Consider the following 11,968-nt stretch of genomic DNA (forward strand, 5'->3'; position numbering starts at 1 on the left):
CGCTCCAAATCGCGGTGTATCGATGGAAACACCGTCAGATGCCTCGGTAGCTCAGTTGGTAGAGCAGCGGATTGAAAATCCGCGTGTCGGTGGTTCGAATCCGCCCCGAGGCACCACTTCCCGCAAAATTGTTGCATATGTGCCAAGGTGTTAGAGTGGCCTGACAGCGATGCAAAAAAAGGCGGCCGGGTTACCCCGACCGCCACATTCTTGCAAAACCTGTGACTTAGATGCGTTCGATGATGATCGCAGGGGCCATGCCGCCCGCCGCACACATGGTGACGAGGCCATAGCGGCCGCCCGAGCGTTCCAGTTCGTCGAGCGCGGTGCCGATCAGGATCGAACCGGTGGCGCCAATCGGGTGGCCAAGGGCGCAGGCGCCGCCATTGATGTTCACCTTGTCGCGATCAAGATTCAGATCGCGAATGAACTTCTCGGCAACCACGGCAAAAGCTTCGTTGATTTCCCATACGTCGATATCTTCGACCTTGAGGCCTGCCTTCTCAAGCACCTTCTTCGCTGCCGGAACCGGTGCGTTGAGCATCAGTGTGGGGCAATCGCCGATATTGGCATAGGCGACGATGCGACCACGGGGTTTCAGGCCGTTTTTGTCCGCATAATCCTTCGATGTGATCAACAGCGCCGCTGCGCCATCAACCACGCCCGAACTGTTGCCGGCATGGTGGAAATGCTCGATCTTCAGATCCGGATAGCGACGGTTGATCTGGTTGCGGAAGGTGTTGCCGCCACCGAGATCGAAATCGGCTATGCCTGCAAAGCTGGGCTTGAGTGCGGCGAGGCCTTCGGCAGTCGTTTCCGGACGCGGGAATTCTTCATGGTCGAGTGCGACAGTGCCGTCTTCGTTATAGACGGTGACCACCGAGTGGTCGAAACGGCCTTCGCGGATCGCGCGGGCAGCCTTTTCCTGGCTCGACAGCGCAAGCGCGTCGAGTTCTTCGCGCGTGATGCCTTCCATGCTGGCAATGGCGTCGCCGCAAATGCCCTGATGCGACTGCGGGTGAATGGCATCGAGCGCCGCATTGCCCGAACCCATGCCGAGCGGCTTGATTCCGGCATTGGCAAGTTCAGCGCCATAGGCTGCCGTGAAGCTCATCATTTCGGTGCCGCCTGCGATGACGCAGTCTTCCATGCCCGACATGACTGTGGCAGCTGCCAGGTTCACCGAGGTGATGCCGCCGCCACAAAAGCGGTCGAGGGTGGTACCCGAAGCCGTAATGTCATAACCGGCGGCGAGCGCCGCCATGCGGCCCATGTCGCCACCTTGCTTGCCGTTCTGGCTGGAAGTCGACCAGATGATGTCGTCGACGGTCGAGGTTTCGAGATTGTTGCGATCCTTGAGTGCTTTGAGCACGGTTGCCGCCAGATGCTGCGGGTGGAGATGCGACAATGCGCCTTTGCCGGGCTTGCCTACCCCGCGCGGGGTACGAACTGCGTCTATTATATATGCTTCTGCCATGGGATTATCCTTTCTGTGACAATCAACGAGGGGCCATGTGGCTTTCCTGATTTTTAACGAGGGGCCATTCTGATCGCGCCGTCGAGGCGCAAGCATTGGCCATTGAAATAGGTGTTGCGGTTGAGTTCGAGCACCAGGCTGCCAAACTCCTCGGGTTTTCCGAGGCGCTTGGGGAAGGGGACAGATGCAGCAAGGCTATCGAGCACATTTTGCGGGGCGCCGAGCATGAGTGGGGTCGCGAAAATGCCAGGCATGATGGAGTTGCAGCGGATACCCAGATCCATCAGGTCGCGCGCCAGCGGCAGGACTAGGCCGTTTACGCCAGCTTTGGCAGATCCATAAATGACCTGACCAATCTGTGCATCTTGCGCGGCGACCGATGCGGTCAGCGTGATGCAACCGCGTTCGCCATCTTCCATCGGCTCGAGTTCGCTCATGCCGAGCGCCGACAGCGAGGCGAGGCGATAGGATGCAACGAGAATGCCCTGCACACCAAATTCATAGTCTGCGGTCGAGGTGCGCTTATACTTGCCGGTTTCCTTGTCGAAAGACAGGGTTTTGCCACGCTTCGAGGTCATGGCACAATGGACAAGGATTCGCTCTTGGCCATGGGCCGCGCGTGCTTTTGCAAATCCGGCAACGACGCTGTCTTCGCTGGTGATATCGACCTTGCAGAATATGCCGCCGATTTTTGCTGCGACCTCGCTACCAAGGTCTTCATTGATATCGAAAATCGCGACTTTCGTACCTGCAGATGCCAACGCTTCTGCACTCGCACGACCGAGGCCGGATGCGGCGCCTGTTACCACTGCCGATATTTGACTGTCGATCTTCATGCCGAGCCTCTCCCAATGAAATTTAATCGCTCGTTTAAACTTGATTTCGGATTTGGCAAGATCAGGCGAAAATATTCGACATATTTATGAGGTAGGCGGGCTGTAATTTAGTGGCAATTGGGCGCCTTAGCGAACGCGCCAATCACATAATCGCCAGATGCAATAGCAAGTTGCTATGTAAGAAAAATGGTAGACGCTGAGGGGTTCGAACCCACGACCCGCTGATTAAGAGTCAGCTGCTCTACCAACTGAGCTAAGCGTCCACCCGGCAGAATCAGAAACCGACCCTGCAAACAGGAGTGCGCCTTTGATGCTTTATGCTCTTCTTGTCAAGCCACCCTTTGCCGGAATCGGCCTCAACCGAACTGGCGACGGGCGGGGTGGCGTTCGATCGACATGATGATACCGATGCTGATCATCACCGTCAGGAAGGACGAACCGCCATGGCTGATAAAGGGAAGGGGAATGCCGGCTACCGGAGCGAGCCCCATCACCATCATCAAATTGATCATGATGCTGAAGAACATCATCGCCGTCAGCCCGACTGCCACGAGCTGGCCAAAGCGGGAGCGGCTTTCGAGGCCCACTCTCAAGCCCCAGCGTAAAAGAAAGAAGAAACCTGCCATTACTGCGAGACCGCCCATCAGGCCCCATTCCTCGGCCATGGTCGCAAAGACAAAATCGGTATGACCTTCGGGCAAATAGTCCAAATGGCTTTGTGTTCCGTTAAGAAAACCTTTGCCAAACACTCCACCGGAGCCAATCGCAATTTTCGACTGGGTGATGTGATAGCCAGCGCCGAGCGGGTCATTTTCGGGATTGAGAAAGATGAGAACCCGGTTCTGCTGATATTCTTTCAAGCCAAAGAAAAAGACCAGCGGCGCAATCGCCGCCAACGAGGCGCCACCACCTATGAAATAGAGCAACGGCATCCCCGCAACAAAAGCCATAACCGCGACGGGGAAGGCAAAGGCGATGGCCGAGTCAAAATCGGGTTGGATAATCACCAATATACTAGGAACACCAAGCAAGGCGATTATCGGCCAAATCGCGTCCAGACTGTTGATTTTGGACGGAGGTAGCCGGTCAAAAAACCATGCTGCTGCCAGAACGATCGCCAGCTTCATCAGTTCTGACGGTTGAAGCGTCATGAAGCCGATATTGATCCAGCGCTGACTGCCGCCGCCGACCTGGCCTATCAATTCCACTACAAAAAGCAAAGCAAGCGCCCCGAAATAGGCCGGAATGGTAATCTTTTTCCAGAAATCGAGAGGAAAGCGCGACAGGACGATGGCCATCGTCAAGAACACGAGAAAGCGAACGAAATGCTGCCCTGCCCAGGGAGTCAGGCTGCCGCCTGCTGCCGAATAGAGAATGACAGTTCCGAACCCTGTCATCGCGAACATCAGGAAGATCAGCCGCCATGGAAGACCGGCGATCGGGGCAGGAACGATTCCGTTGGTCATCCCGCCTCCGTCTGCTTCTTTTGTGCGGCCTCGCTGTCCTCTCTGGTCGGCCCGCGTGACGCAGCGATAAAGGCATCGAGCGATCGTTGCATCCGTTCGACCGGCGTTCCGCCCCAGCCCGCTTCCAGAGCTTCCAATGCGGCCATTGCCTTTTCGCGGTCATAGAGAAAGGTCAGCACGTCCTTCGCTATAGGAGCGGCCGCTCGCGCACCGCCCATGCCATGCTCTATAACAACCGCTGCGCCATAGCGCGGCTGGTCAACCGGTGCGAAACATACAAACAAGCCGTGATCGCGATATTTCCATGCGCCTGATTGCCCGCGCTGACCGCCTTTGATGGCGCGCACCTGTGCCGTACCGGTCTTGCCGCCCATCCGGACGTCGGGCAGGTCAAGGCGGCTACGAACGGCCGTGCCGGCACCATTGACCACCATATCCATTCCCTCACGCACAATTGCGAGATGTTCATCGGGGAAGGGCAGATGCTGTGCCGGCTTTCGTTTGCCAGCGATAATATGCGGATCCACTTTCAGGCCCGATGCGATGCGGGCCGCCATCAAGGCAAGCTGAAAGGGGCTGGCCAGAACATAGCCTTGCCCGATGGTTGCATTCAGCGTATCCGATCTGGACCATTCCTTGCCATATTTTCGGCGCATCCATTCACTGTCGGGTACGGTCCCGTAACGCTGCGAAGTGAAGGGCAGGGCGAATTCCTGACCGAGACCCAATTCGCGCGCAGCAGGTGCGATTGCATCATAGCCGATGCGGTTGCTCATCGCATAAAAATAGGTGTTGCAGCTCTTCATGATCGCGCTGCGCATATTCATCGGCCCGTGTCGACCGAGGCATTTGAACACGCGGTTGCCTAGCCGGTAGCCTCCGCCGCATGAAACCGTCTCTTCAGGATCGATACCATGTTTGAGCATCGCAAGCCCTGCCATGGGCTTCAGCGTGGAACCCGGCGGGTAAAGCCCCTGCAAACTTTTGTTGAGGAGCGGAATATGATCGTCCTGTCGCAACCATTTATATTCCAGCGCGCCGATACCGTCGGAAAAGCTGTTCGGGTCGAAACAGGGCATCGACGCCATCGTCAATATGTCGCCGGTCAGACAGTCGAAGATGACTACGGACCCAGACTCTAGTCCAAGTCGTCGAGAGGCATAATTGTGCAGATCGATATCAATGGTCAGTTGCACCGGCTTGCCCGGCGTGTCGCTGCGCGATGAAAGTTCGCGGATCAGTTTCCCACGCGCGGTCACTTCAACCCGTTTCGCTCCGGGCTTTCCTTGCAACCGGTCTTCAAACGCCTTTTCGAGCCCATCCTTACCGATTTTGTACCCGGGGGTAATCAGCAGTGGATCCTTGTTCTTGGCATAGTCCTCAGCGGAGGCGATGCCGACATATCCGATCAGATGCCCGACAGCAGGGCCACTAGGATAGAAGCGTGAAAAGCCTTGGCGCGGGCTTACACCGGGCAAGTCAGGCAAGCGGACGCTAACGCGGGCGAAGCTCTCATAATCCAGGCCGTCCTTCACCTGGACCGGCTGGAACCCGCGTGCATGCGACAGCTCACGATTGATGCGTTCGATGTCGTCCTTGTCGAGCGAAAGCAACTCGCCCAGTGTCTTGATCGTCTTTGCCTTGTCGGTGACCCTTTCGGGAATAAGGTCAACGCGGAAGTCGGCGCGATTGGTGGCGATGGGTTTGCCATAGCGATCGATGAACCAGCCGCGACGGGGCGGGATCAGCGTCAGGTTGACGCGATTGCTTTCGGCGGCGAGCTTGTACTGCTCATTTTCGAAGATCGAAATATAGGTCATGCGCGCGGCAACGACCGCACCAAGCGCGGCCTGTATGCCCCCGACCAGAGCAGTGCGGCGCGAAAAGCGGATTTCTAGTTGCCCGCTTGTCGGGCCGCGCTCTTCCTTCATGTTGCGAGCCGCCATGCATCCAGGTGCGAGCACAGCCGGACCGCTAGCGGGTAGAGCAGAGCAGACAGCAGGATTTGCGGAATGATGATGCCGACCTCCGGAGTAGGCTGGGCTAGCGCAGAAATGCCGAGCCCCGCGAGCAAGGCAAGCATAACCAGCAGTGCGGCGATAAGCCAGTCCCGCAAATGGTCACGCCATACGCCCCGCAGGTCAATCAGTTCGATGGAAATCATCGCCAGCGACCAGATCAGGCCGGAACTGCCAAAGGGCTGGCCGTTGAACAGATCGTCGAACAGGCCCAGCGGTAAACCGATCCATGCCGGCCACATTCCCGGACGCATGAGCCGCCATGCGAGCAGCATCATAAGGCCCAAAGGTGGCAGCAACGGCGTTCCTGCGATGAGCGGCAGCCAAGCGGTTGCCATAGAACCTGCCATTACCGAGACGATCGGAACCAGCAGCATCCGGGTAGGCGATGTTTCGCGGTCGATGCGGCTTTCATAATCGCGCGTCGGACCAAGCAGCTTTCGTCCGGTGGCCAGCACCTGCTTCATTCGGCACCCTGCCCTTTGGGTATTGCGGCCTCGGCGGCTTCAAGCAATTTACGTGGCGCTTCGTGATAGGGACGAAGGACAATAACATGGTTATTGCCGGCAGGGCTGGCGAGTGGTCGAGCCAGTGCGCCGTCACTGGTTCTGCGCACGATTACCGCAACCGGGATATTAGGAGGGTAGAGTCCGCCGCTGCCCGAAGTCGTCACAATTTGACCGCGGCGGAAGTTGTTCACTCCCAAATCTACAGGTCTGATCGCGACGGTGCCGTCACCCATTCCGCTAGAAAGTGCGGGCAGGCCATCGGGCATGCGCAACACGGGAATGACATTTTCGGCGTCGGAAATAAGCAAAACTTTGGACGTATTCGGACTTGTTTCGATTACGCGACCGATCAGCCCCTTTGGTGCGCGGATCGGAAAGCCTACAGCCACGCCCTGATTGCTGCCCACGGACAATATTGCAAGACGGCGAGTGCTGGAAGCCGTGCTGCTGATCAAATTTCCGATCGCGACGGTTTCGCCCGGATTTGCTTCCTGCAGGCCTATTAGCGCTTTCAGTTTCAGATTTTCGGCGCGTAGTGCATCGGCCTCTATCAATTTGGTGCGGTTCGCCGAGACCTGTTTTTTAAGCGCAGCATTTTGCGATGCGGCGTCGAGATAGGCGGACATATTCTCGCCCATTCCGGCGAAGCTGCGACGCACCGCCTGAAATCCTCTGGCAATCGGAGACGTGACCTCTGCAGCACCGGCCCGCAGTGCTGAAAAACCCTTTGGGTCGGCGATCGAAATGAGCAGCAATATGCCAGCCACGATCGCTCCGGCAATCGCCAGCACATATGTAGCAAAAAGGCTATACTGCGCCTTTCGGGAAAAGCCCGGGCGCCGGTTTCGTGGCGGCGCCATCCTCCTGCTCCGCTCTTATGCGGTAAGGAGGACGCCGCGGAACACGGGGTCTTCCATCGCCCGGCCAGTTCCAATCGCGACGCAGGTCAGCGGATCTTCGGCGACAGTGACAGGCAATCCCGTTTCATCACGCAGATGTTCGTCCAGCCCCTGCATCAAGGCGCCACCACCGGTGAGCACGATGCCCTGGTCGACGATGTCAGCTGCCAGTTCGGGCGCAGTGTTTTCAAGCGCGATGCGTACACCTTCGACTATGGTGCCGATGGGTTCGGACAGGGCTTCGGCAATCTGCCCCTGGTTGATCGAGATTTCCTTGGGAACGCCGTTAACCAGATCGCGGCCCTTGATGTGGATTGTGTGACCGATGCCATCGGCGGGGGCACGCGCGGTGCCGAAATCCTTTTTGATGCGTTCGGCGGTGGCTTCGCCGATCAGCAGGTTGTGATGTCGGCGAACGTAAGAGACGATGGCTTCGTCCATCTTGTCGCCGCCGGTGCGTACCGAGGTGGTATAGGCCAGACCGCGAAGCGAAAGCACCGCGACTTCTGTAGTGCCGCCGCCGATATCGACGACCATCGAACCGATAGGTTCGGTTACCGGCATGTCGGCGCCAATGGCTGCAGCCATCGGTTCCTCGATCAGGTACACCGCGCTTGCGCCAGCGTTTGAGGCCGCGTCGCGGATTGCGCGGCGTTCAACCGAAGTTGAACCGGACGGCACGCAAATCACGATTTCCGGAGCGCTAAAGATGCTGGGCTTTCCGTTCACCTTGCGGATGAAATATTTGATCATTTCCTCGGCAACGTCGATGTCGGCAATCACGCCGTCGCGCAATGGACGGATAGCCTCGATGCTGTCAGGGGTCTTGCCCATCATCAGCTTGGCTTCATCGCCCACTGCCTTTACGCGCTTGACGCCATTGATTGTTTCAATCGCGACCACCGAAGGCTCGTTCAATACGATGCCCTGGCCGCGGACATAGACCACGGTATTCGCCGTGCCGAGATCGATTGCCATGTCTTGCGAGGCAAACCGGAAAAGCTTGAACATTCTCTAATCTTCCACCCAGAAAGAGGTTTGAGGAATTGCGGGCTGAAATGCCTTTGATGACGGCGCGGCGCAATCGCGTCGCACTACAGGAATTTGCCGTCTTTCAAAACAGCAAAATCGCGCTTCTTCACCATGAAAGGATTCGCTTGAGCGCGGCGCTTGGTCTAGGTGCGCCCAGATGTCAATAAGAAGGCTCCCCGACACGCTCATCAACCGGATTGCAGCCGGTGAAGTGGTAGAAAGACCGGCCAGTGCGTTGAAGGAACTGGTCGAAAACGCCATTGATGCCGGTGCGCAGAATATATCAATCCGGCTGGGTGCGGGCGGGCTCGATCTGGTGGAGGTCACCGACGACGGTTGCGGAATGACAGCCGACGACATCGCTTTGGCGTTGGAGCGGCATGCGACGTCAAAACTGCCTGATGACAGTATCGATCAGGTACTGACGATGGGCTTTCGCGGAGAGGCGTTGCCGTCGATTGCGAGTGTTTCCAAATTCAGCGTCGAGAGCAGGGTGCGTGGAGGTGAGGGCTGGAGCCGCGTCGTCGACCATGGCCAGCTTGTCTCTGAAGCGCCCGCAGCGATTCCTCCGGGAACGCGAGTGCGGGTCGAAAATCTGTTTGCCAACATCCCCGCGCGGCGCAAATTCCTGCGCAGCCCGCGCGCTGAATATGCCGCTGCGCTCGATGCGGTGCGGCGGCTGGCTATGGCGCGGCCCGATATTGGCTTCACGCTTGAACATGATGGGCGGCGGACGCTTTCGGTGCAGCCGGATATGGGCCGTCCCGAACGGGTGGCGGCGCTGACCGCACCTGAACTGGCCGAGAACAGCGTCGCCCTCGATTTCCAGCGTGAAGGGATCAGTCTGGGCGGCATAGCCTCGCTGCCCACCTACAATCGCGGCGTGGCCGATCATCAATATCTCTTCGTCAACGGGCGACCGGTGAAAGACCGGCTGCTGGTCGGCGCGGTGCGCGGCGCCTATGCCGAAATGCTGGCGCGTGATCGCCATGCTGTGGTCGCACTGTTCCTTGATTTGCCTCCCAGCGAGGTTGATGTGAACGTCCACCCGGCGAAGACCGAGGTGCGTTTTCGCGACCCGGCGCTGGTGCGCGGGATGATAGTGTCGGGCCTTCGCCACGCTATCGACCAAGCGGGTTTCCGCAGCGTGCAACGCCCCGCAGAGGCTGCGCTGGCCAACTGGCAGCAGGAACCTGTGCGCACCGCGCAGGGCGATATCTTCGCCGCACCGCCAACCGCCTATCAGGGCAATTATGCGCGTCGCCCCGCTTTTGGCGGGCTATCTGAAGCGCGGTCGAGCTTTGCCGATCTGGTGGCTATTCAGGGAGAAGAACTGGCCCCGTTGATGGGCCGCGCCGAGCCATCGACCGAAGCTGTGCCCGAAGCTGTGCGCCATCCCCTCGGCGTGGCGCGCGGGCAGGTGGCAGCAACCTACATCGTGGCCGAGGCGGAGGACGGCCTTGTCATCGTCGACCAGCACGCGGCGCACGAAAGGCTGGTGCTCGAAAAGATGCGCGCGGCGACCGCAAATGGCAGCGTAGCGACGCAGGGCCTGCTCGTGCCAGAAGTGGTCGAGCTAGAAGAAACCGCCTGCGACCGGTTGGAGACACGGATAACCGAATTGGCCGACCTCGGCCTTGAAATTGAACGTTTTGGCCCCGCGGCAATGCTGGTGCGTAGCGTGCCTGCGCTGCTGGGCACCAAAGACGTCCAAGCTCTTGTAAAAGACCTCGCCGACGATCTTGCAGCATATGATGAGGCGATCAGCCTCAAGGAACGACTCGACTTGGTCGCCGCAACCATGGCCTGCCACGGCTCGGTGCGCGCAGGCCGCGTGCTGAGCGTTGCGGAAATGAACGCGCTGCTGCGCGAGATGGAAGTCACCCCGCATTCGGGCCAATGCAACCATGGCCGACCGACTTGGGTGAAGCTCCAACATCTCGATATTGAGAAACTTTTCGGAAGAAAATGAATGAGTTAGATTTATAGTTTGCAAGTGGGACGACCGTGATTAGCAAGCTTCTGCTTTCGACCCATTGTAGACAATTCACGCGCAAGCTAAGTCAAACCGATGAGCAATTCAAAACACGCAGGAATGACACTGAATGAGCGCTTGTTCTCGGCAGGACTTTTAGAGCGCTTTGATAAGGCGCTTGAAGAGCGAGACCGAGCAACGCTTGAAGACCTGCTCGTCCGTGTGGAGACCGAGCCGAACCTCGCTAACGCTTTATTGGGTGATAGTTTTGAGTGCTGGTTTTGCGGATTGGGAATTGATCGGACTGACAGTCCCGCGTTGTCTATAAGCGCTTCTAGTTTATGGAACGGGGATGCGGAAGCAAAACCTACTCAGATAATCTACGCCCATTGGCATTGTGCTGAAACGCGAATGAAGGGTGCTAAAATGACCTTAGAACGCGACATATTCCTGCCCGATGAAGGCGACAGCTAAAGCCCCCAAACGCCAAGAAAGTAAGAAAAGACCACACATTTCTGCCGAAGTTTTGTGTTGCAATATAGGTGAAGCTGGCGCTTGGCGATGTCGAGAAGCTGTTTGGGAGGAAGTGATTGACTTAAATAGATAATTTGTAAGCGGCACCTCCTAGTCGGTCGAACGTCCGATCGCGACGACATTTCGGTCGCTCGCGGTCCACGCCGAAGTTGCTGCAAACTGCCATCTATTCAGGAGAAGCGCCAACGGAAGGTTTGTTGTGGCTTGCAGACCTGGAAGAGGCCAATCCGACGGACCTCCAAGTTTCAAATGAGGCCGCTTTTGTAGGGAAAGACGGTACAGGCCTGAAAGTTTTGTAAGCGAAGCGACAATCCCACTCCAATTCGCAAGGCTTGCCTTCTTGCTCGTTACTCCCAACATATAACCGATGAATTCTGCAGCGCATTCCTCGAACCCATCGCATTCGGTCGGATCGTTCGAGCGGATCGAGCGAGTCGCACACCGGCTGGTCGGGGCAGCGTTTTCGCCGCATCGGCACGATACTTACACTGTCGCTTTGACTCTGGCTGGGGTGCAAGCGTTCAACTATCGCGGGGCGATGCGACATTCACTGCCGGGACAGGTGCTTATCCTCCATCCCGACGAAGTACACGATGGCCACTGCAACGATGAGGCTGGATTCACCTATCAGGCGGCCTATGTTCCGCCAACTCATGTCCAGGCAGTGCTTGGAGGGACGGAACTGCCGTTTGTCGTTAATGGCGTCTCGACCAATCCCGCCTTGATCGCGGCAGCCTTCCACATGGTTATCGACTGCGCAGGTGCTGAGGATCCCGGTGCTTACGAAGACGCGCTTTACGATCTGGCCCATGCCATGAACAGTGCGGCTGGCAGGGCGGCAACTGTGAGGGTCGCCAACCGAACAGCCGTAATGAGGGCGCGCGAATTTCTCGAAGCCGCCGTCGTTTCCGGTGCGCGACTTGATGAACTTGAACAAGTGACGGGCTGTAACCGTTGGCAGCTTTCGCGTGATTTCCGAGCATTGCTCGGCACCAGTCCTTATCGCTATCTGCAGCACCGACGGGTCGATTTTGCCAAGCGGCTGTTGCGTGATGGCGCGACGCTGGCTGAGGCTGCCCATGGCGCTGGTTTTGCCGACCAGAGCCATTTTGGCCGTACATTCCGCAAAGCAGTTGGTCTCACGCCGAAGCAATGGCTTCGTTCGGACTTGTTCCGCACGATCATTCTATAGCCATCCGCTGCCAGCGGGTAACTGAGGCGA

General features: G+C 57.8%; 10 protein-coding genes and 2 tRNA genes. 4 read left to right on the plus strand and 8 right to left on the minus strand.

The window, feature by feature from the left end:
* The first annotated feature begins 40 nt into the window (after nt 1–40).
* Nucleotides 41–116, plus strand: a tRNA-Phe gene (locus tag DXH95_RS02810).
* Between the two features lie 110 nt (nt 117–226).
* On the opposite strand, the gene DXH95_RS02815 is transcribed toward DXH95_RS02810, so the two are convergent.
* From DXH95_RS02815 to DXH95_RS02850, 8 genes are all read right to left on the minus strand, one after another.
* Entirely contained in the window at nt 227–1,477 is a 1,251-nt protein-coding gene (locus tag DXH95_RS02815; RefSeq protein WP_115547930.1) for an acetyl-CoA C-acetyltransferase, read from the minus strand.
* A 53-nt stretch (nt 1,478–1,530) separates the two neighbouring features.
* Entirely contained in the window at nt 1,531–2,313 is a 783-nt protein-coding gene (locus tag DXH95_RS02820) for an SDR family oxidoreductase (RefSeq protein WP_115547931.1), read from the minus strand.
* A 187-nt stretch (nt 2,314–2,500) separates the two neighbouring features.
* Nucleotides 2,501–2,576, minus strand: a tRNA-Lys gene (locus DXH95_RS02825).
* Nucleotides 2,577–2,669: 93 nt separating this feature from the next.
* Nucleotides 2,670–3,779, minus strand: coding sequence for a rod shape-determining protein RodA (gene rodA / locus DXH95_RS02830; RefSeq protein ID WP_115547932.1), 1,110 nt, complete (start codon nt 3,777–3,779; stop codon nt 2,670–2,672).
* A complete protein-coding gene (mrdA, locus tag DXH95_RS02835) occupies nt 3,776–5,725 on the minus strand; it encodes a penicillin-binding protein 2 (RefSeq protein WP_239016523.1) in 1,950 nt (649 codons plus the stop codon). The genes rodA and mrdA overlap by 4 nt, the downstream gene beginning before the upstream one ends.
* Nucleotides 5,707–6,264: a rod shape-determining protein MreD gene (locus tag DXH95_RS02840; protein WP_239016524.1), complete on the minus strand. Its 558-nt coding sequence runs from the start codon at nt 6,262–6,264 to the stop codon at nt 5,707–5,709. Before DXH95_RS02840 ends, mrdA begins: the two co-directional genes overlap by 19 nt.
* Nucleotides 6,261–7,166 carry a rod shape-determining protein MreC gene (locus DXH95_RS02845; RefSeq protein WP_115547933.1) on the minus strand — a complete coding sequence of 302 codons (906 nt, stop codon included), beginning with the start codon at nt 7,164–7,166 and terminating at the stop codon, nt 6,261–6,263. Before DXH95_RS02845 ends, DXH95_RS02840 begins: the two co-directional genes overlap by 4 nt.
* Before the next feature lie 15 nt (nt 7,167–7,181).
* Nucleotides 7,182–8,216: a rod shape-determining protein gene (locus DXH95_RS02850; protein ID WP_115547934.1), complete on the minus strand. Its 1,035-nt coding sequence runs from the start codon at nt 8,214–8,216 to the stop codon at nt 7,182–7,184.
* 178 nt (nt 8,217–8,394) lie between these two features.
* On the opposite strand from DXH95_RS02850, the gene mutL reads away from it, so the two are divergent.
* The 3 genes from mutL to DXH95_RS02865 all read left to right on the plus strand — a co-directional run bounded on the left by mutL (nt 8,395) and on the right by DXH95_RS02865 (nt 11,938).
* Nucleotides 8,395–10,209: a DNA mismatch repair endonuclease MutL gene (gene mutL / locus DXH95_RS02855; protein WP_115547935.1), complete on the plus strand. Its 1,815-nt coding sequence runs from the start codon at nt 8,395–8,397 to the stop codon at nt 10,207–10,209.
* Between the two features lie 99 nt (nt 10,210–10,308).
* Complete coding sequence (locus tag DXH95_RS02860; protein WP_239016525.1) at nt 10,309–10,686, plus strand: hypothetical protein; 378 nt, start codon at nt 10,309–10,311, stop codon at nt 10,684–10,686.
* Nucleotides 10,687–11,113: 427 nt separating this feature from the next.
* Nucleotides 11,114–11,938 (plus strand): helix-turn-helix domain-containing protein, encoded by an 825-nt coding sequence (locus DXH95_RS02865; protein ID WP_115547936.1) that lies wholly within the window; start codon nt 11,114–11,116, stop codon nt 11,936–11,938.
* The last annotated feature ends 30 nt before the right edge of the window (nt 11,939–11,968 follow it).

The sequence above is a fragment of the Sphingorhabdus pulchriflava genome, assembly GCF_003367235.1.
GTDB classification, from domain to species: domain Bacteria; phylum Pseudomonadota; class Alphaproteobacteria; order Sphingomonadales; family Sphingomonadaceae; genus Sphingorhabdus_B; species Sphingorhabdus_B pulchriflava.